17 protein-coding genes are annotated in these 22,079 nt (G+C 64.1%); 1 reads left to right on the top strand and 16 read right to left on the bottom strand.

Annotation, left to right across the window (positions count from 1 at the left end):
- Window positions 1-33 precede the first annotated feature (33 nt).
- The 8 genes from DPM35_RS07265 to DPM35_RS07230 all read right to left on the bottom strand — a co-directional run bounded on the left by DPM35_RS07265 (window position 34) and on the right by DPM35_RS07230 (window position 11,812).
- A complete protein-coding gene (locus DPM35_RS07265; RefSeq protein ID WP_112126622.1) occupies window positions 34-1,125 on the bottom strand; it encodes a DNA topoisomerase IB in 1,092 nt (363 codons plus the stop codon).
- 62 nt (window positions 1,126-1,187) lie between these two features.
- Window positions 1,188-1,931, bottom strand: coding sequence for a glycosyltransferase family protein (locus tag DPM35_RS07260; RefSeq protein ID WP_112126621.1), 744 nt, complete (start codon window positions 1,929-1,931; stop codon window positions 1,188-1,190).
- Window positions 1,928-2,800, bottom strand: a complete 873-nt coding sequence (locus tag DPM35_RS07255; protein WP_112126620.1) for a glycosyltransferase family 2 protein — start codon at window positions 2,798-2,800, stop codon at window positions 1,928-1,930. The genes DPM35_RS07260 and DPM35_RS07255 overlap by 4 nt, the downstream gene beginning before the upstream one ends.
- Window positions 2,800-3,735, bottom strand: a complete 936-nt coding sequence (locus DPM35_RS07250) for a glycosyltransferase family 2 protein (protein WP_112126619.1) — start codon at window positions 3,733-3,735, stop codon at window positions 2,800-2,802. Before DPM35_RS07250 ends, DPM35_RS07255 begins: the two co-directional genes overlap by 1 nt.
- Before the next feature lie 117 nt (window positions 3,736-3,852).
- Window positions 3,853-4,737 carry a transglutaminase family protein gene (locus DPM35_RS07245; RefSeq protein ID WP_112126618.1) on the bottom strand — a complete coding sequence of 295 codons (885 nt, stop codon included), beginning with the start codon at window positions 4,735-4,737 and terminating at the stop codon, window positions 3,853-3,855.
- Window positions 4,738-7,149, bottom strand: coding sequence for a circularly permuted type 2 ATP-grasp protein (locus DPM35_RS07240; RefSeq protein WP_112126617.1), 2,412 nt, complete (start codon window positions 7,147-7,149; stop codon window positions 4,738-4,740).
- Window positions 7,150-7,155: 6 nt separating this feature from the next.
- Window positions 7,156-10,515: a transglutaminase family protein gene (locus DPM35_RS07235; protein WP_112126616.1), complete on the bottom strand. Its 3,360-nt coding sequence runs from the start codon at window positions 10,513-10,515 to the stop codon at window positions 7,156-7,158.
- Between the two features lie 106 nt (window positions 10,516-10,621).
- On the bottom strand, window positions 10,622-11,812 hold the full coding sequence (locus tag DPM35_RS07230) for an acyl-CoA dehydrogenase (protein ID WP_112126615.1): 1,191 nt from the start codon (window positions 11,810-11,812) through the stop codon (window positions 10,622-10,624).
- 103 nt (window positions 11,813-11,915) lie between these two features.
- On the opposite strand from DPM35_RS07230, the gene DPM35_RS07225 reads away from it, so the two are divergent.
- Window positions 11,916-12,827, top strand: a complete 912-nt coding sequence (locus DPM35_RS07225; protein ID WP_112126614.1) for a LysR family transcriptional regulator — start codon at window positions 11,916-11,918, stop codon at window positions 12,825-12,827.
- Here DPM35_RS07225 and DPM35_RS07220 read toward each other — a convergent pair whose 3' ends face one another.
- The 8 genes from DPM35_RS07220 to DPM35_RS07185 all read right to left on the bottom strand — a co-directional run bounded on the left by DPM35_RS07220 (window position 12,828) and on the right by DPM35_RS07185 (window position 21,980).
- A complete protein-coding gene (locus tag DPM35_RS07220) occupies window positions 12,828-13,022 on the bottom strand; it encodes a hypothetical protein (RefSeq protein ID WP_112126613.1) in 195 nt (64 codons plus the stop codon).
- Between the two features lie 65 nt (window positions 13,023-13,087).
- Window positions 13,088-15,406: a Tex family protein gene (locus DPM35_RS07215; RefSeq protein ID WP_112126612.1), complete on the bottom strand. Its 2,319-nt coding sequence runs from the start codon at window positions 15,404-15,406 to the stop codon at window positions 13,088-13,090.
- 121 nt (window positions 15,407-15,527) lie between these two features.
- A complete protein-coding gene (locus DPM35_RS07210; protein ID WP_112126611.1) occupies window positions 15,528-16,706 on the bottom strand; it encodes a serine hydrolase domain-containing protein in 1,179 nt (392 codons plus the stop codon).
- A 31-nt stretch (window positions 16,707-16,737) separates the two neighbouring features.
- Window positions 16,738-17,937 carry a serine hydrolase domain-containing protein gene (locus DPM35_RS07205; protein ID WP_112126610.1) on the bottom strand — a complete coding sequence of 400 codons (1,200 nt, stop codon included), beginning with the start codon at window positions 17,935-17,937 and terminating at the stop codon, window positions 16,738-16,740.
- A 118-nt stretch (window positions 17,938-18,055) separates the two neighbouring features.
- The gene (locus DPM35_RS07200; protein ID WP_181591945.1) at window positions 18,056-19,084 is read right to left on the bottom strand and encodes an extracellular solute-binding protein; all 1,029 of its coding nucleotides are present in this window, start codon (window positions 19,082-19,084) and stop codon (window positions 18,056-18,058) included.
- A 40-nt stretch (window positions 19,085-19,124) separates the two neighbouring features.
- The gene (locus DPM35_RS07195) at window positions 19,125-19,937 is read right to left on the bottom strand and encodes an ABC transporter permease (RefSeq protein WP_112126608.1); all 813 of its coding nucleotides are present in this window, start codon (window positions 19,935-19,937) and stop codon (window positions 19,125-19,127) included.
- A complete protein-coding gene (locus tag DPM35_RS07190) occupies window positions 19,930-20,877 on the bottom strand; it encodes an ABC transporter permease (protein WP_112126607.1) in 948 nt (315 codons plus the stop codon). Before DPM35_RS07190 ends, DPM35_RS07195 begins: the two co-directional genes overlap by 8 nt.
- Window positions 20,877-21,980: an ABC transporter ATP-binding protein gene (locus DPM35_RS07185; RefSeq protein WP_112126606.1), complete on the bottom strand. Its 1,104-nt coding sequence runs from the start codon at window positions 21,978-21,980 to the stop codon at window positions 20,877-20,879. The genes DPM35_RS07190 and DPM35_RS07185 overlap by 1 nt, the downstream gene beginning before the upstream one ends.
- Window positions 21,981-22,079: the final 99 nt, after the last annotated feature.

The raw sequence follows: 22,079 nt of genomic DNA, 5'->3' as shown, positions 1-22,079 counted from the left end.
ATCACGGGCTTGGTTGTCCCTCGCGCCTGACCGTCAGGCGCCATGCGCCTGCAGCCATCTGAGCACCAGCGTTTCTTCCTCGTCGAGCCCAGGTATCAGGCGTTTGCGTTTGTTGGCCTCGGCCATTTCGTCAAGCAGACACCCCCCGGTCCAGGCCTCGAACACCAGCGGATGGATGTAGCATTTGCGGCAGACCGCCCGGGTATTGCCCAACCGCTCGGCGACCTTGTCGACGACGCTGTTGATCACACGCTTTTGCTGTGCCTTGCTTTCCGGCAGTTCGGTCCCGGCAAACAGCGACGCGGCATGGATGGTGCCGCCCCAGGTGCGGAAATGCTTTGAGCTGAATTCGGCGCCGGATGCCTCGCGGATATAGCGGTTGACGTCCTCCGAGCGCACCGGACGCCGTTCGCCATCTTCGTCGAGATACTGGAACAGCTTCTGTCCGGGCAGATCCTGGGCACCGCGCACCACCTTGGCGATGCGGCGGTCGACCAGCTTCAGCCTCCATTCCTTGCCCGACTTGCCCTTGAAGGCGAAGCGCAGGCTGGAGCCGTTGATCTCGACATGGCGGTCCCGCAGCGTGGTCAGCCCGAAACTCTTGTTGTCGCGTGCATAGGCCGCATTGCCGATGCGGATCATGGTGTTGTCGAGCAGCCAGACCACCGAGGCGACGACGCGCTCCATGGGCAGCCCGCGCCGGCGCAGATCGGCATCGATCTGGCGCCTGAGGGCAGGCAGGCTTTCCGCGAAGGCGACCAAGCTAGAATATTTGACGCCGTCGCGTTCCTCGGTCCATTGCGGATGGTAACGATACTGCTTGCGGCCGCGCTGGTCCCTGCCGGTTGCCTGGATATGGCCGTCCGGATCGGGCGAGATCCACACATCCGTCCAGGCCGGCGGGATGACGATCGCCCTGATGCGCGCAAGCGTCGCTTCGTCGACGGCTCTGCCATCTGGTCCCAGATAGGTGAATCCCGCGCCTTTCCGCAATCTGCGGATGCCGGGATCGGCATCGTTGACATAGTTGAGCGACGTGCTGTCGGCCGAACTGCGGGCGCCGTTCCTCCGGGTTTCCTCGGCCCGCGCCGAACGGTCCGATGACGCTTGTGAATGCTGTAACATGCCGGCTCCGCGAAATGACCCGTAGATAAAGGCGCGCGCCGGCGACTTGTTCCAGAAGGGCGTCAGCCTTGGTGGTCGAGCGATAAATCCGCCATCCAGAGCCCGCCGTCGTCGGCGTGGGCGGGAAAGTAGCCTCGTCCGGCCGGTACGGCTTCGAGGATCATTCCCGCCTCGTCCGCCAGATAGTCGTAGCCGATCTGCTGCAGGCGGCGATCCGGATCGAGACGATTGTAGAGGTCGCGACGCGCCACGCGCCGCTTTGGCTCGATCATCTTCAGATGATAAAGATTGAGACCGCTGTCCCTGAGCCTGAAGCCGATATCGTCGGGAAACCAAGCGCCGTGCAGATCCTGCGCGCGGTAGCGGTCGGGGTGATAGGCGCCAAAAAGCCTGTGCTGCATCTTCAGGCCCCAGGGACCGTCGACCCGGTAGCTGGCCGGCGTATACATCTCCCGGCAGCGGAATCCCCAGGCGACATGCCCGGACCCATTGATCAGCCTGCCAATCCGGCTGGCGACACCGTTTTCCAGTCTTTCGTCTGGATCCATGGCCAGGATCCAATCGGCGCCCGCCTCGTAGGCGGCGGCAACAAGCGCGCGCCGCCTCTGTGTCTCGCTGCTGAAAATCTCATTCGCGGCCCGATCGTCATAGGCGATCCAGCCGTCGACGATTGCGTCGAGGTTGGCGAGAAGGTCGGGCACAAGATGCGCATCATAACGATAGCTGAAGACAGCGACGATCCTTTGCCGAGACCAAAACCATCGGCCGCGGCGCCGGCGCGGCGGCTTCATCTCGACCGTCATCATGGACGCTGACTCTCCTTGTCGGCATGCCACGCACCAACGGCAGCCCCCAGCGACTTGGCGAACAATGCCAGCCAGACGATCGGCAGCGACAGCATGGCGAACCTTCTATCCTTTTCGGGCAAGCCTTCCTTTGCGAGCTTGCCGACATTGTGTCGATCCCGAAATACCCCTCTGAAAATTCGCCGTGGTTTTTTGCCTTCAACGGATCTGAGGTAGGCGCCGTATCGGCGCCCGCGCCGATACTGGTCGGCAATCAGCCTGACCAGCCGTGTCTCGTTGCGATGGACGGTGAGCACCGTGGGTTCCCACAATGGCTCCATCGCCTTCGGCAATCTCACCATGAACTCGGTGTCTTCCCCCGACCCCATTTGCTCATCGAACAGCCCATAGCGATCGAACAGCATTCGGTCGAAGGAAACGCCGTAGCGAAGCGCCTTGTTGGCAGGGAGGCCCGGCAGGCGTCGCATATACGTGGCGAGATGCGCTGCACATGCCACCAGATTGCGCGGATGGCTATTTACAATCGCGCTCGCCACGGCCGGGGCACCCTCATGATGACGCCGCAGTCTGGCCGCAGCCCACCCGGGACACGCCAGACAGTCATCTGCGAGAAAGGCGATGAAAGGAGCCTTCGTCGCCGCTATGCCGCGGTTCCTTGCGGCGCCGACCAACAGCCTCTGTTCGAATTCGATGACAGGCACGTCGAGTCCGGCGTCGGCGAGAAGCGCTTGTGCATTTCCCCCGCCGGAATTCACGACCACGATTTCAAGCGGGATGTCCTGGCCGAGCACGGATCTTACCGCCGCGATCAGTCCACTCGGCGCCCTGAAGCTAATCACGACAACTGCGAGTTCCGGCCCGTCGGCCATCAAGCGCCTTGCAACTGGATTCTATGGACCGGGAACCAGCGTCGCGCGGCGATTTTCAATCGGTAGCGCACACAGCGCCAGATGTCCAAGGAAGCCTTGGGGGCGGCTTCGGCAACCGTCAGGAATTTTGCGGCGGTCTCCAAGTCGCCTCGTGCGTAGTGAACGCGTGCGATCTTGAGCGCAACCAGTCCTTGTCTCGCCTTCAGTGACGATTTCGGAATGCCGCAGTCGCCCAGTTCCCGCAGCGCCAGCCGCCATTGGAGAAACCGTGACGCCGGCTTTACCATGAACCGATCGTCGGAGCGCTCCGATGAAACGAGGTAGACCATGATAGGTCGGCTTGTCACCGCGAGCGACGCTTTGCTCATCACGCGGGCCCAGAACAGCGTATCCTCGTCATAGGGCAGCCCTGTCGGGAAGCGCGTCTGACCAATGGCGCGCCGCGCGACCAGCGCGCTGCCGACCGCGATCGACCGGATCCGCCCTTCCAGATAGGCGGAAGCGTTGGCGAGCCCCGCGGTGGTGTAGCCGCTCGGCATTTTGAACTGCCGATCCACACCATCGGTTCGCCGGCGATACGCGCCAACGACCATATCGGGCGCTGGCTGGATACCGGTCTCGGCCAACAAGGCACGCAAGCCGCCTTCCAGATGAAGGTCGTCGGCGTCGATCATGTAGATCCAGGGAAAGCGGGCTTGCTCCAGCGCCAGATTCCTGGAGCCGCCGGCGTCGCGGCAGCTCGACTTGATCACACGCAGCGGCAAGGCAAGCCGCAACGCCGCTTCCACCGCGACGGTGGCGGTGGCGTCGGACGATGAATCGTCGACCAGAAGCACCTCGCCGATAATCGCTTTTTCCGATGCCAGCGAGGCGAGCGTCCGGGCAATCGTCCGGGCCGCATCGTGTGCCGGAATGATGACGCTGACTGCTTCCAAACCTGTCTCCGCGCTGCAACCGATCGCAAGCGGCCGCCGTTCCCCGTCAATCCCAATGCTCACGATATCGGCCGCGCCCGTGCTTGAGAAGCGTCTATCGGGCGATCGGAGTTGCCGTCACACCTTTTCCATAGCAACCGGGATGACGTCGACCGCCTGCTCGCCGACCTGGCCGCCCGTCGTCTTCAGCACGCCGACGATCGGCGCCACGTCGGAATAGTCGCGGCCATAGCCCACGGTGATATGGTCGTTGCTCGCCCGCATACCGTTGGTCGGGTCGAATTCCTGCCAGCCGGCATCGCGCCCGCACCAGGCCTTGACCCAGGCATGCATGGCGTCCGCGCCTTCGAGCCTCGGCTTGCCCTTCGGCGGAATGGTGCGCAGGAAGCCGCTGACATAGCCGGCCGGAATGCCCAGCCCACGCAAGCCGGCGATCATGATATGCGAGAAATCCTGACAGACACCGCGTTTCAGAACGAACGCGTCGCTCGCCCGCGTCTGCACCGTGGTCGCCTTGCCGTCATAGGCGAAATCGCGATGGATGCGATTGCACAGATCGGCCGCCGTGGCCACCGTCGAGGAGGCCAGGCTGTCCCGCGCATACGCGGTGATCGCCGCATCGATGCCTGCATGATCGCTGGCGGCGAGGAAATGATGCGGCGCGGAGGGCGACAAGGAGCGCACCAGATCGAGCTGCGCCCTCAGCCCGCTTATATCGGGCGAGACATCGAGGTCCGGCTCGGGCCGCAAGACCGATACGCGCGCATTCATTCGAATGTCGAGCGTCTCATGCGCGTCGCGAAAGGCGATCGATGTAACGTTGTTGCCGAAGAAATCGGAAAAATCGGCACGCTCGGCCGGCATCGGCTGGAAGGACAGCGAGGCGGCGATCACGCGCTGCACCCCGGCGATCGTCTGCGGCATGACGCGCACCTGGTGCCGTCCGCCGCCGGCGGCAGCGGCATAGTCGTAATGCAGATGGAGTTTGATGTCGTAGAGCATCTAGCTGAAATAGGCTTTGGCCAAGCTGTTGTAGAGATCGCCGATCTGGCCGGCGAAGTCGTCGAGCACCTTGGCGCTCATGTCTGACGGCTCCATGACGGCGATTGCGGTGTTGAGCTGCAGGATCTCCTTGGCGGCCGTCGACATATGCCCCTCGCCGCCGACCGACGGCAGCATGCCGATCTCGGCCTTCAGCCGCTCGAGCTGGAACAGGATCGAGCGCGGATTGAGCGGGTCGAGCGCGAGCAGGTCGATGACCGTGCGCCGCCCGGCCTGCACCGGATATTGCCGGCGGTGGGTCATGACGCTGTCGCCGATCTCCAGCATCATGTCGAGCGCGCCTTCCGGCGCCCCGCTCCCGGTCAGCCGGCTGAGCGTGCGGGCAATCTGGATGCCGCGTTCCAGCCTGCGTCCGATCTCCAGGAATCGCCAGCCCGTGAAGCGGTACATGTTCTCATGCAGCAGGCCGGAAAAGCCGGCGAGCTTGCGCAGCATCACCGTCATCGCCCGCGTCGCGTCGTCTCCGGGCGCGACCGTATTGGCGAATTTGTGGATGGTCTTCGACAGGTCCTTCAGCGCCAGCCAGCCATCGGGCGAGAAGCGGTCACGAATCTGGCCGGCGCTGTAGACCGCGCTGTCCAAGGTCCCGATTAACCCCAGCGGTATCGCCGTTTCGACGTCGATGCCATACGGCTCGAGATAGTCCCTGATATCGGCAAGCAACGGCATGTCCGGATCGGACGTCTCGGCAAGCCGCACGTGATAGGCGCGCAGCACGCGCACCGTGTCTTCCGAGCGCTCGATATAGCGCCCGAGCCAGGTCAGGTTCTCCGCCGCGCGGCTGGGCAAGCTGCCTGGCATGGTGCGGGTGAAGCCGTCATGCTCCTGCGGCAGCAGCGTCTCGCGCTCGACCGGCCTGTCGCTGACCACCCAGACATCCGCCGCCTGGCCGCCGCGCTGCATGGCGATCGCCGTCGGGTCGAGCGAGAAGCCGACCCGGGCGAAGCCACCGGGCATCACCGTCCAGCCTTCCGGCGTGCGCGCCAGATAGACGCGCAGGCTGGCGGGCCGTGGTTCCAGCAAACCGCCGACAAACACCGGCGTGGTCGACAGCGTCACCGCTTCCTGGCCGACGAAACCAGCGCCGTCCGCTTCGATCCGCGCGACGAGCTCGGCCCGCTCGCCGGCCGACAGGGATAATCCGAGCCGGGTCGCGCCGTCGTCCTCGAAGGCGAGCCGGGTCGAAAGCGCCGGGCCGACCACCATGCTGTCGATATTGGCCAGCACATGGGCGCGCTCAGTCTCCTGCCCACACCACCAGGTGGCGATGTTCGGCAGCTTGAGGTCGTCAGCCTGCAGTTCCCGCGCGATCCTGGGCAGGAAGGACAGCAGCGCCCGCGTCTCCATCAGGCCTGAGCCCAGCGCATTGACGGCCGACACCGTGCCGCGCCGGATCGCCTCGACAAGCCCTGGCGTGCCGATCTGCGAGTCCGGCTTGAGTTCCAGCGGGTCGGCAAAAGCGGCATCGAGCCGCCGCCACAAGACGCCGATCGGCATCAGGCCGGAAACGGTGCGCACCATCAGCCTGCCGCCCGAGACAGTCAGGTCCTCGCCCTCGAGCAGCATGATGCCGAGATAGCGGGCGATATAGGCATGCTCGTAATAGGTTTCGTTGAGCGGCCCCGGCGTCAGGATGGCGACACGACCGCCCGACTCTTTCGCCATGCCGTTCAACGCGTCGCGAAAACGGCGGAAGAAGCCGGCAAGGCGGTGCACATGCATCTCGCCATAGATGTCCGACAGCGCGCGCGTGGCAGCGACACGGTTCTCCAGCGCGAAGCCAGCGCCCGAGGGCGCCTGGGTGCGGTCGCCCAGCACCCACCAGCGGCCGTCCGGTCCGCGGCCGAGCTCGAAGGCGACCATATGCAGGAAATGCCCGCTGGCCGGCCTGACGCCGGCGACGGGGCGCAGATATTCCGGGCTCGCCGCGATCAGCCCGGCCGGCAGGATGCCTTTCTCGATCAGCCGGTTCGGCCCGTAGATGTCGGCCAGGATCGCCTCGAACAGGTCGGCGCGCTGGACCAGCCCGGCGCTGATCTCAGCCCATTCCTTCTCGTCGATCAGCAGCGGAACGTAGGCGAGCGGCCATTCCCGCTCATTCGCACCTGCCTTGTCGTAGACGCGGTAATAGACACCGGCATCGCGCAGATACTGGTCGGCGCGGGCAAAACGCTGCCCAAGCCGCTCCGCTCCCAAACCGTCGAGCGCGTCGATGAAGGAGCGCCAGGCCGGACGCGGGCTGCCCGACGCGTCGACCATCTCGTCGACGACGCCATCGATCGGCCGGTAGCGTTCCAGCAGGCTCTGCGCCCGCGGCCTGCCGCCCGCCCGTTTCTGATTCCCCTTGGCCATTGTCGATCAGAGTCTCGCCGGCCGCCTGAGGTCAAGGGTCATCGGGAACTCTTCAGAGGCTTCTTCGTCACGCAGCACATAGCCGCCGGGCGTATGGCCGCGCGGCTCGAAGCGGGCAAGGCGCCGCGCCTCGGCCTCGTTGCCGTTGACCGGGAAGGTGTCGTAGTTGCGGCCGCCCGGGTGCGCGACATGGTAGACGCAGCCGCCGACCGAGCGGCCCGACCAGCGGTCATAGATGTCGAAGACCAGCGGCGTGTTGACCGGCAGCGCCGGATGCAGGCCGGAGGCCGGCTGCCATGCCTTGAAGCGCACGCCGGCCACCGCGACCTCGCGGTTGTCGGTGACCTTCATCGGCACGATGCGGCCGTTGCAGACAATGGCGTGACGCTCGGGATTGAGCCCCTCGGTCCGCACCTGCAGCCGCTCGACGGAAGAATCGACGAAGCGGACCGTGCCGCCGATCGCGCCCTGCTCGCCCATCACATGCCAGGGCTCCAGCGCCTGCCTCAATTCCAGCTTGACGCCGGCATGCTGAACCTCGCCGCAGAAGGGGAAGCGGAATTCGAGCTGAGCCGCGAACCATTCGGGGCGGAAATCGAAGCCGTTGAGCTTCAAATCCTCCAGCACGTCGAGGAAATCCGCCCAGACATAATGCGGCAGCATGAAGCGGTCATGCAGCGACGTGCCCCAGCGCACGAAGCGTCCGTCGAGCGGGTTCTTCCAGGCCCGGGCGATGATTGCGCGGACCAGCAACTGCTGGGCGAGCGACATGCGCGCATTGGGCGGCATCTCGAAGCCGCGGAACTCGACCAGTCCCAGCCGGCCGGTCGGGCCGTCCGGGGAGAACAATTTGTCGATGCAGATTTCCGAACGGTGCGTGTTGCCGGTCACGTCGGTAAGGAGGTTGCGGAACAACCGGTCTACCAGCCATGGCAAGGGTGCATTGCCCTTTTCCGGATGAGGCACCTGCGCCAGGGCGATCTCCAGCTCGTAAAGTGAATCGTGCCGCGCCTCGTCGAAGCGCGGCGCCTGGCTGGTCGGACCGATGAACAGGCCGGAAAACAGGTAGGACAGCGACGTATGCCGCTGCCATTGCAGCACCAGGCTCTTCAACAGGTCGGGGCGGCGCAGGAACGGGCTGTCATTGGGCGTCGCGCCGCCGACCACGACATGGTTGCCGCCGCCGGTGCCGGTATGGCGGCCGTCGATCATGAACTTGTCGGTGCCGAGCCGCGACTGCCGTGCTTCCTCGTAGATCGCCGTGGTGGTGGCGACGCATTCCTGCCAGTTGGCGGCCGGGTGGATGTTCACCTCGATCACGCCAGGATCGGGCGCCACGCGGATGACGTTGAGGCGCGGATCGTGCGGCGGAGCATAACCCTCGATATGCACCGGCAGGCCGATGGCCTTTGCCGCGTTCTCGGCCGCGGCCACCAGTTCGAGATAGTCTTCCAGCGCCTCGACCGGCGGCATGAACACGCAGAGCCGCCCATCGCGCGGCTCGACGGTGAGCGCGGTGCGCACCGCGCCGCCGATCTCCGTGATCTCCTGCTCGACACGGTCTTGCTGGCCGGTCGCGGCCGTGAAAGACACGGCCTGCTGGCGGCGTGCCATTTCGTCCGCGCCTTCCAGTTCAGCTGGCGACGGTTGGGGCAAGATGGCCTCGCGCGTCGGCAGCGCGCCGCGCGGCACGGAGGGATCGACCGGCACGATATAGGGGAATTGCGCCGGCGGCACATAAGGCAGTGTGCCGAGCGGCAGACGATAGCCGACCGGGGAGTCGCCCGGCACCAGGAACAGGCGGCCCCGCCTTGTCTTCCATTTCTCCGAGCGCCAGCGCTGCCCGGCGGCCTGGCTGTTCCAGCGCTGCACCGGCAGCACATAGCCGGACGGCTTGGTCAAACCGCGCTCGAAGACACGCGCCATGCGGCTGCGCTCCTCCGGGTCTTCCAGCTTCGAATTCGACGGATCGACATTGTCCGGCAGCTTGCCTTCCTTGAGCAGCCATTCGGCCGGATCCTCATAGGCCTCGCTGACCATTGCTTTATCGATGCCGAGCTCGCCGGCGATTGCCGTGAGCAGGCTTTCGGCCTGTTCGGGTCCGACCGCGGCATTGCCCTTCTCCCGAGCGATCAATGACGGGTCGCGCCAGACCGGCTCGCCGTCGGTGCGCCAGTAGAGCGAGAAGGTCCAGCGCGGCAGGCTTTCGCCCGGATACCACTTGCCCTGGCCATAATGGAGAAAACCACCCGGCGCGAAGCGTTCGCGCAGCCGGCGGATGAGCTGGTCCGCCTTGTCGCGCTTGGTCGGACCGACGGCTGCGGTGTTCCATTCCGCGGATTCGAAATCGTCGATCGACACGAAGGTCGGCTCGCCGCCCATGGTGAGCCGCACGTCCTGCTCCCGCAAAACGGCATCGACCTTGTTGCCGAGAGCATCGAGCGCTTCCCAGCTCTCATCCGAGAACGGCTTGGTGATGCGCGGATGCTCGGCGATTCGGTCGACCCGCATATCGAAGCCGAAATCGACATTGGCGAAGCTCGCCATGCCGGAGATGGGCGCGGCATTGCGATAATGTGGCGTCGCCGCCAGCGGCACATGGCTTTCGCCGGTCAGCAGGCCGGAGGTCGGGTCGAAGCCGATCCAACCGGCGCCTGGAATATAGACCTCGCACCAGGCGTGCAGATCGGTGAAATCGACCGACGTTCCGGGCGGCCCGTCGAGTGCGACGAGGTCAGGTTTCAACTGGATCAAATAGCCGGATACAAAGCGCGCGGCGATGCCGAGATTGCGCAGGATCTGCACCAGCAGCCAGCTCGAATCCCGGCACGAGCCTTTTTTCGCGGCCAGCGTCTCCTCCGGCGAGAAGACGCCGGTCTCCATGCGCACGATATACGCGATCTCGCGCTGCAGCCTGGCATTGAGATCGACGAGGAAATTGACGGTGTTTGTCGGGCTGCGGTCGATGCTTTCCAGGAACTTCGACAGCAGCGGTCCGGCCGGCTCCGGCGTGCGGTAGATGGCGAGGTCTTCCCTGATCTCCTCGGGATAATCGAACGGGAAGGTTTCGGCGCTTTCCTCGACGAAGAAATCGAACGGATTGTAGACCGTCATATCGGCGACGAGGTCGACCTCGATCTTAAGTTCGGTCACCGGCTCGGGGAAGACGAAGCGGGCGAGGAAATTGCCGTAGGGGTCCTGCTGCAGATTGACGAAGTGGTTCTTCGGCTCGACCTTCAGCGAATGGCTGAGCACCTTGGTGCGCGAATGCGGCGCGGGCTGCAGCCTGATCACCTGGGGACCAAGCACCACCGGCCGGTCGTATTTGTAATGGGTCAGGTGATGGACGGCTGCCAGAATTGCCATGGTGCCCCGGAGTTCGGCGTTTCAATCCGCCGAACCCTGACATAGATGCTGGCCGTTTTCCAAGCAGAGATGTTGCGCTGCACCTAATTTAAGCAGCGTTGCCGGCTTAGAAAAACGCCTGGATGCCGGTTTGCGCCCTTCCGAGGATCAGCGCATGCACGTCATGCGTGCCCTCATAGGTGTTCACCGTCTCCAGGTTCTGCGCGTGGCGCATGACGTGGTAGCCGATCTGGATGCCGTTGCCGCCATGCATGTCGCGGGCCTGGCGGGCGATGTCGAGCGCCTTGCCGCAATTGTTGCGCTTGACGATGGAGATCATCTCCGGCGCCATCTTGCCTTCGTCCATCAGCCGGCCGACGCGCAATGAGCCCTGCAGGCCGAGCGCGATCTCCGTCTGCATGTCGGCGAGCTTCTTCTGGAAGAGCTGAGTGCCGGCAAGCGGCTTGCCGAATTGTTTGCGGTCGAGGCCATATTGCCGCGCCCGGTGCCAGCAATCTTCCGCCGCGCCCATGGCGCCCCAGGAGATGCCGTAGCGCGCGCGGTTGAGACAGCCGAACGGACCTTTCAGGCCCGAGACATTGGGCAACAGCGCTTCCTCGCCGACCTCGACGCCTTCCATCACCACCTCGCCTGTGATCGAGGCGCGCAGCGAGAGCTTGCCGCCGATCTTCGGCGCCGAAAGCCCTTTCATGCCCTTCTCCAGAATGAAACCGCGGATCTGGTTGTCATGCGCGGCCGACTTCGCCCATACGACGAAAACGTCGGCGATCGGCGCGTTGGAGATCCACATCTTGGAACCGGAGAGCTTGTAGCCGTTGACGGTCTTCTCGGCGCGCGTCTTCATGCCGCCCGGATCGGAGCCGGCATCCGGCTCGGTCAGGCCGAAGCAGCCGATCCATTCCCCCGACGCCAGCTTCGGCAGGTATTTCTTGCGCTGCGTTTCCGAGCCATAGGCATGGATAGGGTACATGACCAGCGACGACTGCACGCTCATCATCGACCTATAGCCGGAATCGATACGCTCGACTTCGCGCGCCACCAGCCCGTAGGTCACGTATCCAGCGCCAAGCCCGCCATATTCCTCCGGAATGGTGATGCCGAGCAGACCCGCCTCGCCCATCTCGCGGAAGATCGAGGGATCGGTCTTCTCCTCGGCGTAGGCTTCCTCGATGCGCGGCGCCAGCCTGTCGGCAGCGAAGGCGGCCGCGCCGTCACGCACCATGCGCTCGTCCTCGGAAAGCTGGTCCTCGATCAGGAAAGGGTCGTTCCAGACGAAAGCGTTCTTCTCGGCGGCCATGGCCTCGGGCTCCCAGTATTGTGATGTGCCCGGCTTATCCGCCTGCGCAGGTGAAAAATCAAACGAAATTGCATCACGGATCAATGAGCGATAGTAATGGATCATGAGTGTTCAGCGCCGCCTTTTGCCCAACACCGCCGCGCTTGCCGCCTTCGAGGCGGTGGCGCGGCTTGGTTCCTTCACCGCCGCCGCGCGTGAGCTCGACCTAACCCAAGGCGCCGTCAGCCGCCAGATCAACCTGTTGGAAGAACAGTTCGGCCGCCGGCTGTTCGAGCGTGACAGCCGCAATGTCCGGTTGTCGGCGGCCGGCGAGACCTACGCCGAAGCGGTGCGCTTGGCGCTTGGCCAGTTGCGCGATGCCGCGCTCGGATTGATGAGCAATCGGCATAGCGGCGCCTTGAACCTTGCCATCCTGCCGACCTTCGGCACGCGCTGGCTGATGCCGCTGATCCCGGATTTCGTCGCCCGCCATCCCGACATTACCATCAACTTCGCCACCCGCATCGGACGGTTCGACTTCGCCCGCGAGCGGCTGGACGCCGCCATCCATCACGGCATGCCCGACTGGCCGGAGGCCGAGAGCACGCTTTTGATGCGCGAAACCGTGATGCCGGTGGTTTCGCCGGAATTCCTGGCCAGCCGCGACATCGCCGAGCCGGCCGATATCAGCCGCCTGCCGCTGCTGCATATGGCGACCCGCCCCGGCGCTTGGAGCGAGTGGTTCGAAGCGCAAGGGCTCGAGGCGCCGACCGGTCCCGGCATGCAGTTCGAGCAGTTCGGCACGGTCGCCCAAGCCTGCATGGCTGGCCTCGGCGTGGCACTGCTGCCGGAAATCCTGATTGCCGGAGAATTGCAGCGCGGCCAGTTGGTGCCCGCCCCCGGCCAGCCGATGCAAAGCCGCAGCGCCTATTATCTGGTCGTGCCGCACGACAAGCGCGGCCACCCGCCGGTCGCCAGTTTTCGCGACTGGCTGTTGGGTCAGATCGGCAAGGAGCCGGCAGTGCTGGCCTGGTAGCTACTTGCGCTTCATCGCCTCGGCTTCTGACTGAAGGCGTAGCGTCATTGTGACTTGCATTTCGGCAACTTTCGCATCGAGCTTGTTTTTGATCCGGGCGAAGGCCTGGTTTCCATCGACCGAACTGCCACTCGCCATGCCCTCGTCCCAAAGACGCCCCAACTCGCGGACACCTACTTCCTCGAAACTTGCCATATCGCGCGTCTCTCCACACACGAATGGTAGATAACGCTCTATCGATTGCAAGGGACCATTCAAGGCTACTTGCGCTTCATCGCCTCGGCGAGCGCCGCGCCGAACGCGCCCTGCGATGGCCGTTCCGGCTGGCGCTGCGGCGCCGCCGAGCGCGGCGCCGGCTTGCCGCCGCCGTGATCGCGCTGGCCACCGCGAGGCGCACCATCGCCGCCGTCCTTGCGCATCGACAAGCCGATACGCTTGCGCTTGATGTCGACATCGACGACGCGCACCTTCACCACGTCGCCCGCCTTCACCACCTCATGCGCATCCTTGATGAAGCGGTCGGCAAGCTGCGAGACATGCACCAGCCCGTCCTGGTGCACGCCGATGTCGACGAAGGCGCCGAAGGCCGCGACATTGGTGACGGTGCCTTCGAGCAGCATGCCGGGTTTCAGATCCTTGATGTCGTCGACGCCCTCGGCAAAAGTCGCGGTCTTGAAACCGGGTCGCGGGTCGCGTCCGGGCTTTTCCAGCTCGGCGATGATGTCGCGCACCGTCGGCAGGCCGAAACGCTCGTCGACGAAGACGCGCGGGTCGAGCGCCTTGAGCGCGGCACTGTCGCCCATCAGCGCGCGCACGTCGCGGCCGCAAGCGGCAACGATCTTCTTCGCCACGCCATAGGCTTCCGGATGCACCGAGGACGCATCGAGCGGCTCCACGCCATTCGGAATGCGCAGAAAACCCGCGCTTTGCTCGAAAGCGCGCGGCCCGAGCCGCGCCACCTTGAGCAGGTCCTTGCGGCTGGCAAACGGCCCGGCCGCGTCGCGATGCGCGACAATCGCTTCGGCGAGCGACGGCCCCAGTCCAGAGACGCGCGCCAAAAGCGGCGCCGACGCCGTGTTGAGGTCGACGCCGACCGCGTTCACCGCGTCCTCCACCACCGCTTCCAGCGAACGGCCGAGCCGGTACTGGTCGACATCGTGCTGGTATTGGCCGACGCCGATCGATTTCGGCTCGATCTTGACCAGTTCGGCCAGCGGATCCTGCAGGCGCCGGGCGATCGACACCGCACCGCGCAGCGAGACATCGAGGCCCGGGAACTCCGCCGCTGCCGTGGCCGACGCGGAATAGACCGAAGCACCCGCTTCGCTGACGATCACCTTGAGCGGCTTCGGCCCGGCACCGGCCGGCAGGTCCGACAGCATGTCGGCAACCAGCTTTTCGGTCTCGCGGCTGCCGGTGCCGTTGCCGATCGAGATCAGCTCCACCTTATGCTGGCGGATAAGCGCTGCAAGCTCGGCCTGCGTGCCGCGCACATCGTTCTTCGGCGGGAACGGATAGACGGTCGTGGTCGCCACCAGCTTGCCGGTGCCGTCGACCACCGCCACCTTGACGCCGGTGCGGATGCCCGGGTCGAGCCCCATGGTCGGCCGCGAGCCGGCAGGGGCCGCCAGCAGTAGATCCTTCAGATTGCGGGCAAAGACATGGATCGCTTCTTCCTCCGCCCGCTCACGCAAATCGCGCATCAGGTCAAGCGTCAGATGCAGCGACAGTTTTATCCGCCAGGTCCAGCCGGCGACCTCCATCAGCCATTTGTCACCCGGCAGCGTCCCGCCGATGGCATAGGCATTGGCGATCATACGCTCGACTGGTTTCACCGGCGATTGATCGTCGGCATCAACCTCGATGTCGAGCGACAGCACCTCTTCGTTGCGGCCGCGCAGCATGGCCAGGGCGCGGTGGCTGGGCACGCCCGACCAGCGCTCGACATGATCGAAATAGTCGGAGAATTTCGCGCCGGCCTCCTGCTTGCCGTCGACGACTTTCGCACGCAGGAAGGCGCGTTCCTTCATATAGGCGCGAAGCTTGCCGACCAGGTCGGCATTCTCGGCAAACTGCTCCGACAGGATGTCGCGCGCGCCTTCCAGCGCCGCCTTGGTATCCGCCACCTCTTCCGTGACATAGGCGAGCGCCAGCTCGGCCGGAATTTTGGAGCGGTCGGCGAGGATCGCCTCGGCGAGCGGCCCGAGCCCGCGCTCCTTGGCGATCTCGGCCTTGGTGCGCCGCTTCGGCTTGTAGGGAAGATAGATATCCTCCAGTTCCGCTTTTGTGGCGGCCGCGGCGATCTTGGCTTCCAGTTCCTCGGTCAGCTTGCCCTGCTCGCGGATGGAGCTGACAATTGTCTCGCGCCGCGCATCAAGCTCGCGCAGATAGGCGAGCCGCTCGGAAAGGTCGCGCAACTGCGTATCGTCCAAACCGCCGGTGACTTCCTTGCGGTAGCGGGCCACGAAAGGCACCGTCGCCCCTTCGTCCAGCAGCCCGATCGCAGCTGCCGCCTGCTCCGGTCGCGCGCCGATTTCAGTCGCGATGATTGCTGCGATGCGCTTGATGTCCGATGCCATGCCGATCCCTGCCGAAAAGAGCGGCGACCATAGGCCGCGAGAGCCGCTACGCCAACCGCAACGGTTTCATCAGGGGCCGAAGGTCCACAGAAAACAGCCTTTGGAACCAGCTCTGGTCGACTCAAACCATCCGGCTCAACGCCTCGAAGAACGCCACAACGCTCCCATCCAGCTTGTCGTCTACCGGCTCCGGCTGCGACGACATCTTGGCGATGACCACTTCCGTCTTAGGATTGACGTAGAGCCACTGGCCGTGGATGCCGATGCCGCAGAAGGCGCCGCTGTCGTGGCCGGTCTGGTACCATTTGTTGCGGTAGCGTCCCTTCGGGAACAAAAACACCATCGTGCCGCGCTGCCAGGCTTCATGGCTGCCGCCGGCCGCGACCGTGTCGCGCACCCAGGCTTCCGGGACGATGCGGCGGTTGCTCGCCATGCCGCCCTGCCGCATCATCTCGCCGATACGGGCGAGATCGCGCGGCGTCATCGACATGCCGCCGGCCGTGCGCGCCGTGCCTTCCATGTCGACCGTCACCGACATGTCGCTTGCGGCACCCAGCGGCAGCCACAGCTTTTCGCCGAGCAATTGGCTGACGCGCCTGCCCGATGCCCGCTCCACCAGGATGCCAAGCATGTCCGAATTGGGCGATCGGTAGCGATAGGTCTGTCCGTGCGGCTCGGCGAGACGCTGCAGCGTCAGCAGGAATGCCGCGAGGCTTTCCGACCCGCCGCCCGGATTCCACAGGGTCGAACGGCGATAACGGGCAAACGCGCTTTCCGGATCGAGATAGGCTTCCTCGAAATCGAGGCTCACCGTCATGTCGAGCACATTGCGCACACTCGCATCGCCATAGGCCGAGCCCTTGGCCTCGGGGATGTAGTGCGTCACCGGCGCGTTGGGATCGAACAGCCCCTCGCCTTCCAATATGCCGGCAAGAATGGCGGTCACCGACTTGCTGATCGAAAAGATGATGTGGCGGGAGCCGAACGGCATATGCGGCGCCGACCAGTCGCCGACCAGCTTGCCGCCCTTCAGGATTGTCAGCCCGTCCGTATCGGAGCGCTTCAAGAAGCTCTGGACAGTTTCCCTGCCGCCGGCGAACGAGATGTTCTCCTCGAGCAGCGCCCCCAGGGATTTTGCCTGATCCTCGCCGCCAGGCGCCGCCGCGACATGCACGCTCGGCACCAGTTCGCCGACATTCTGGAACGACCATCGGTTGAACGGCGCCAGCCGCCAGGTCTCAAGCCTCACATCCTTGCGGGCAAAGCCATACTGGGTCTCGAACGCGGTCTTGCCGGTCATGATGCTCTCGCGGTTGCCATCTTGGAGGTGTTCAAGCCAACGCGGCGGCGATGGCGTGCACCGCCTTCTGCGTCGCCACCGAATAGGCGGCGTTGAGGAAATCCGGATAGGTCGAAAGCTTCACCACGACCATCCGGTGTTCCCAGCTCATATGGATCAATTGGCCGAACACGCCGCGGCACATCAGCGAGCGCGAGCGAGAATCCTCGATCCAGAACTGGTTGCGATAGCTGCCGTCCGGAAGGCTCGGGCTGAAATTCCGCCCATGCCTGCCGCTGCGCGTCGCCTCGATCCATTCGGCCGGGATGACGTCGCCGCCATTGTCGAGGATCAATTGTCCGAAGCGGCCATAATCGCGCAGCGTCGCGTTGAAGCCGCCCTCGGCCAGCGCATAGCCGGCGCTGTCGACGGTGAAGCAGGCGCTCTCGTCGGCGCCGAGCTTTTGCCACAGCTCCTCCGAGACGAGCTGCGCCAGGCGCTTGCCGGTCACCCGCTCCATGATGAAGGCGAGCACGTCGGTTTCGATCGAGCGGTATTCGAAAGCCTCGCCATGCGGCCTGACCTTGTCCTTCAGCCGCAGGATCAGTTCGAACATATGCGAAGGCCATTGGAAGTCGGGATCGCTGCCGGGCGGCACCGGTTTCCAGCCGCTGGCGACATCGACCTGGCCGATCTCGGAATAGCGATCGGTGTATTCCTCGGAAAAGCGGACGCCCGTCGTCATGTCGAGCACCTGTTGCACGGTGGCGCCGGCCCAGGCGGTCTGGTCAAGCTCCGGCAGATAATCGGTCACCAGCCTGGCCGGGTCGATCAGGCCGCGTCCGACCAGGATGCCGAACACCGATCCCGTCACCGACTTCGCCATCGACTGCGACAGATGTAGCGAGCGCTCGTCCATGCCGTTGAAGTAGCACTCATAGGCTATTCTGCCGTCCTTGAGCACCAGGAAGCCATCCGTGTAGGTCTCGTCGAGCAGACTTGCGAGCGTTGTCGGCGCACCCGTGCTGTCCACCACCGGCAGATCGTCGAGGTCGACCTCGGCACGCTCGAGACGGCGGCGATGACCGTGGCCGCGCCAGACCTCGACGGTCGGCAGCACCTCACGGATGTTTTGGAATGCCCAGCGGTTCCAGGGACCCCTGTCCCAATCGAGTTTCGGAGGGATCAGTTGCGGCGGCGAGCCCTGCATGATCGGTGGCCGCGGATCGGAATTGCGATAGGACGAGGTCATGGTCCCTCCCTGATGCAGGTCGCCCAAAGCGCGCCGCGGTTTGGGGGAATGACATGCACGGAAACAGTCACAAAAAAGGGAGGCCGGAGCCTCCCCTCCTTTCATGCGTTGCGCTGATTTATTTGCGCAGGTTGGTCCAGATCTTGTTGTAGATCTCCACCACGTCCGGCGGGCACGGCGGCACGAATTCGGGCGTGGGCGAGCCGGCCGGAGGGCTGATCTCGGGCGAGTTGGCGAACTCCGGCGACAGGAATTTGTGGCTGCCGGCGATGCCATTGTCGTAACCGGCGAAGTCCGAGATCAGCGCCGCGTTCTCAGGCGCCATGACGAAGTCCTGAAACAGCTTGGCGTTGTCGAGGTTCTTGGCGCCCTTCAGCACCGCGACATTGTCCATCCAGCCTTCGATGCCTTCCTTCGGGTAGGCATATTTGATCGCCGGGATCTTCTGGCGCGAGCGGTAGCTGGCGCCGTTCCACTGCTCCGAGACGATGACGTCGCCGGAGGTGATCTTGGTGATGGTGTCATAGCTGAAGGTCTTCCACGACGGCTTGGCGGCCATCAGTATATCGTTGACCTTCTTCAAATTGGCCTTGTCGGCGCCGCAGCGCGGCACGCCGGCATAGCGCTCGGCCGCGTGCATGACGGAGTTGACATCGTCGAGCACGTTGATCTGGCCCTTCAGCTCATCCGGCGGGTTGAACAGGATCGCCAGCGTGTTGATGTCGCCCTTGAACTTGTCCATGTTGACGGAGAATGCGGTCGTGCCGAACTGCCACGGCGCGGTGTAGTGCCGGCCCTTGTCCCAATAGACGTCGACGAAGCGCGGATCGATGTTCTTGCCGTTCGGCATCGCGTTGGGCTCGGTCTTTTCGAGCAGGCCCTCTTCGACCATGATCTTCACGGTGTAGTCGGACGGCACCACGATGTCGTAGCCGGAATTGCCGGCGCGCACCTTGGACAGCATGGTTTCGTTGGAGTCGTAGTCGTCCAGCGTCACCTTGATGTTGTACTGCTTCTCGAACTTCTCGATCAGCTTCGGATTGGTGTAGTCACCCCAATTGTAGATGTGCAGTTCGCCGTCGGCCAGCGCCGGCACTGCCCATAAAAGCACGGCCGCGGAAACGGCCGCCATCAGTTTTAAAGACATTTTATGTTCTCCTTGCCTTCCCATTGTTGTGTGTTGGAGCTCATTTGGCGCGTCGGCGCGCAATCAGGAACGAGACCGAGACGAACAGGATCGACACCATGAGCAGAATGGTGGAGATGGCGTTGATCTCGGGCGTCATCGGCCGCCGGATCTGGTTCCAGATATAGAGGGGCAGCGTCGTCTGGCCGGGACCGGCGACGAGCTGCGTGATGGTGAAATCGTCGAAGGAGACGATGAAGGCGAGTGCTGCGCCCGACATGATGCCGGGAACCAAGAGCGGCAGCGTGATGCGCCTGAAGGCGTTCCACGGCGTCGCGTAAAGATCGGCTGCGGCATATTCCAGCGTCAGGTCCATGTCCTCCAGCCGCGCCCGGATCGGCATATAGGCGAAGGGGATGCAGAAAACGGTGTGGGCGAGGATCAGATTGCCGATGCCGAAATTCAGTCCGAACACGCCGGCGATCAGCGCGAAGAAGGAGAGCGTCGCAACCGCCGTGATGATCTCGGGCACCATCAGCGGCAGGTTGATGACCATGAAGGCCGCAGCCAGCCCACGCCACGGCTTCACCCGGGTCATGCCGATCGCCGCCAGTGTCGCGCAAATCGTCGAGACGATCGTCGCGGTCACCGAGATGATCAGCGTGTTCCTCGCAGCCGCATGGAATTCCTCGTTGAGGAACGCGGTGCCGTACCAGCCGAGCGTGACGCCTTCCCAATGCGTGACCAGTGAGCCGCTGTTGAGCGAGAAGATCATCAGGATCAGCACCGGCACATAGAGCACCAGCAGGCAGATGATGGCGATCGTGCGGAAGCCCGGCTGATCCTTGATATCCATGACGCGAGGCTCAGCCATGCTGCACCTTGCCGGACGTGTTGCGGACATAGAAGTAAAGCGCAACCAGCACGGCGGCCATGAGGATCAGCGCCTGCGCGCAGCCGAGCGGCCAGTTGCGCCCCGAGCCGAATTGCTGCGCGATCAGGTCGCCGATCATCAGATGGATGCCGCCGCCCAGGATCAGCGGCGTCACATAGGCGCCGAGCGCCGGGATGAACACCAGCAGGCATCCGGCGATGATGCCGGGCTTCGACAGCGGAATGATCACCCTCCACAGCACCTGCCGGCGCGTCGCGTAGAGGTCGTAGGCCGCTTCGATCAGCCGGAAGTCGAGCTTCTCGAGGCTCGAATAGAGCGGCAGCACCATGAACGGAAGGAAGGCATAGAGCAGGCCGAGCTGGATGGCGAAGTTGGTGTAGAGCATGGTGATCGGCTTATCGATCACGCCGAGCCCGATCAGCGCGTTGTTGATCAGGCCCTCGTCACGGATGATGAACATGATCGCCAGTGTGCGGACCAGAAGGTTCGACCAGAACGGGATGGTGATCAGAAGCACCCACCAATTGCGCTGCGCCGGCGGCCGCGTCGCCATGAAATAGGCGGTCGGAAAACCGAGCAGCAGGCAGATGACAGTCGTCACCACGGCGAACAGGAACGAACGCAGGTAGATGATCAGGAAGTCCGGCGTGAATTGCAGCGTGTCGTCGAAAATGTCGCGCTGGAACAGGAAGTTCAGATAGGCGTCGGTCGAGAACTGCCACTGCACGCCGCCATAGGGTGCTGCGACGAGGAACGAGTAGACGCAGATGATGATCAGCGGCAGCACGCCGAAAATGCCGATGATGATCAGCGCCGGCAGCGACAGGAGCCGGTTGCGTCGTGCGCTGCTTTTCACCGCCTTGGCTTCGAACAACGCGGCCTTGGAGGGCGGGGCTGAGGAGAGAGCAGCTGTCGTCATCAGTCTTTCAGGACGCGGGCGGCGTCCTCCTCGAACTGGATGCCGACCTTGACGCCGGTCTCGTAGGTCACCGCGCTCGAACGGCTGTTCTGGTGACGCACGATGAAATTCTCGCCGCCGCCGTCGAGCTTGACGTGGTAATGCGTGTCGGTGCCGAAATAGACGATGTTGGAGAGCGTGCCGGCGATCGTGCCCTTGGCCGGATCGGGGACCAGATCGGCATGCTCGGGACGAACCACCAGCGTCACCTCGCCGGTCGGATCGAAGCCTTCCGGATAGCCGGCGCTGATCGTGGCGCTGCTGGCGAATTTGACCGTCGCCACGCCGGCCTGCTTCGACACCACCGTGCCCGGCAGGAAATTGGTCTCGCCGATGAAGTCGGCGACGAAACGTTCGGCCGGCCGGTCATAGATGTCGCGCGGCGTGCCGACTTGCAGGATCTTGCCGGCCGACATCACCGCGATGCGATCGGACATGGTCAGCGCTTCTTCCTGGTCGTGGGTGACGAAGATGAAGGTGATGCCGGTCTCGTGCTGCAGCCGCTTCAACTCGATCTGCATTTCCTTGCGCAGCTTGTAGTCGAGCGCCGACAACGGCTCGTCGAGCAGCAGCACCTTCGGCTGCGGCGCCAGCGCGCGGGCGAGCGCCACGCGCTGCTGCTGGCCGCCGGAGATTTGGCTGGTGCGGCGCGCCTTCAGCGCCTCCATCTTGACCAGCTTCAGCATCTGCGCGACGCGCGCCTCGATCTCGGCTTTCGGCTTGCCGAGCATTTCCAGGCCGAAGCCGATATTCTGCGCCACGGTCATATGCGGGAACAGTGCGTAGCTCTGGAATACGGTGTTGACCGGGCGTTTGAACGGCGGCAGCGGCGCGATGTCCTGGCCGTGCAGCAGGATTTCGCCGGCGGTCGGGAAATCGAAGCCGGCAATCAATCTCAGCAGCGTCGTCTTTCCGCATCCGGACGGGCCGAGCAGTGTGAAAAACTCATTTTCGCGGATCGACACCGATACCGTGTCGAGAGCGGCTACCTGGTTTTCGCCGGTTCCAAAGACCTTGCGAACACCGCGAACTTCGATCGCGTTCTTACCCGGTTGTTCCGGCACGATTACCCCATTGAGAGAGCCTGCTCTTGTCGGCAGGTGTGTTCCTGTTTTGATTGTCACCATAAGCCGGGCGGCTTGACAACTGCCAAGCAGTGACCG

It is taken from the genome of Mesorhizobium atlanticum (assembly GCF_003289965.1).
Taxonomy (GTDB): Bacteria; Pseudomonadota; Alphaproteobacteria; order Rhizobiales; family Rhizobiaceae; genus Mesorhizobium; species Mesorhizobium atlanticum.
This window is presented reverse-complemented; position numbering and strand designations above follow the sequence as displayed.

Bases quoted from the DNA above. Each gene is read 5' to 3' on its own strand.
- DPM35_RS07265 (WP_112126622.1), bottom strand. From the start codon at position 1,125: ATGTTACAGCATTCACAAGCGTCATCGGACCGTTCGGCGCGGGCCGAG.
- DPM35_RS07260 (WP_112126621.1), bottom strand. From the start codon at position 1,931: ATGATGACGGTCGAGATGAAGCCGCCGCGCCGGCGCCGCGGCCGATGG.
- DPM35_RS07255 (WP_112126620.1), bottom strand. From the start codon at position 2,800: ATGGCCGACGGGCCGGAACTCGCAGTTGTCGTGATTAGCTTCAGGGCG.
- DPM35_RS07245 (WP_112126618.1), bottom strand. From the start codon at position 4,737: ATGCTCTACGACATCAAACTCCATCTGCATTACGACTATGCCGCTGCC.
- DPM35_RS07240 (WP_112126617.1), bottom strand. From the start codon at position 7,149: ATGGCCAAGGGGAATCAGAAACGGGCGGGCGGCAGGCCGCGGGCGCAG.
- DPM35_RS07235 (WP_112126616.1), bottom strand. From the start codon at position 10,515: ATGGCAATTCTGGCAGCCGTCCATCACCTGACCCATTACAAATACGAC.
- DPM35_RS07230 (WP_112126615.1), bottom strand. From the start codon at position 11,812: ATGGCCGCCGAGAAGAACGCTTTCGTCTGGAACGACCCTTTCCTGATC.
- DPM35_RS07225 (WP_112126614.1), top strand. From the start codon at position 11,916: ATGAGTGTTCAGCGCCGCCTTTTGCCCAACACCGCCGCGCTTGCCGCC.
- DPM35_RS07220 (WP_112126613.1), bottom strand. From the start codon at position 13,022: ATGGCAAGTTTCGAGGAAGTAGGTGTCCGCGAGTTGGGGCGTCTTTGG.
- DPM35_RS07215 (WP_112126612.1), bottom strand. From the start codon at position 15,406: ATGGCATCGGACATCAAGCGCATCGCAGCAATCATCGCGACTGAAATC.
- DPM35_RS07210 (WP_112126611.1), bottom strand. From the start codon at position 16,706: ATGACCGGCAAGACCGCGTTCGAGACCCAGTATGGCTTTGCCCGCAAG.
- DPM35_RS07205 (WP_112126610.1), bottom strand. From the start codon at position 17,937: ATGACCTCGTCCTATCGCAATTCCGATCCGCGGCCACCGATCATGCAG.
- DPM35_RS07200 (WP_181591945.1), bottom strand. From the start codon at position 19,084: ATGTCTTTAAAACTGATGGCGGCCGTTTCCGCGGCCGTGCTTTTATGG.
- DPM35_RS07195 (WP_112126608.1), bottom strand. From the start codon at position 19,937: ATGGCTGAGCCTCGCGTCATGGATATCAAGGATCAGCCGGGCTTCCGC.
- DPM35_RS07190 (WP_112126607.1), bottom strand. From the start codon at position 20,877: ATGACGACAGCTGCTCTCTCCTCAGCCCCGCCCTCCAAGGCCGCGTTG.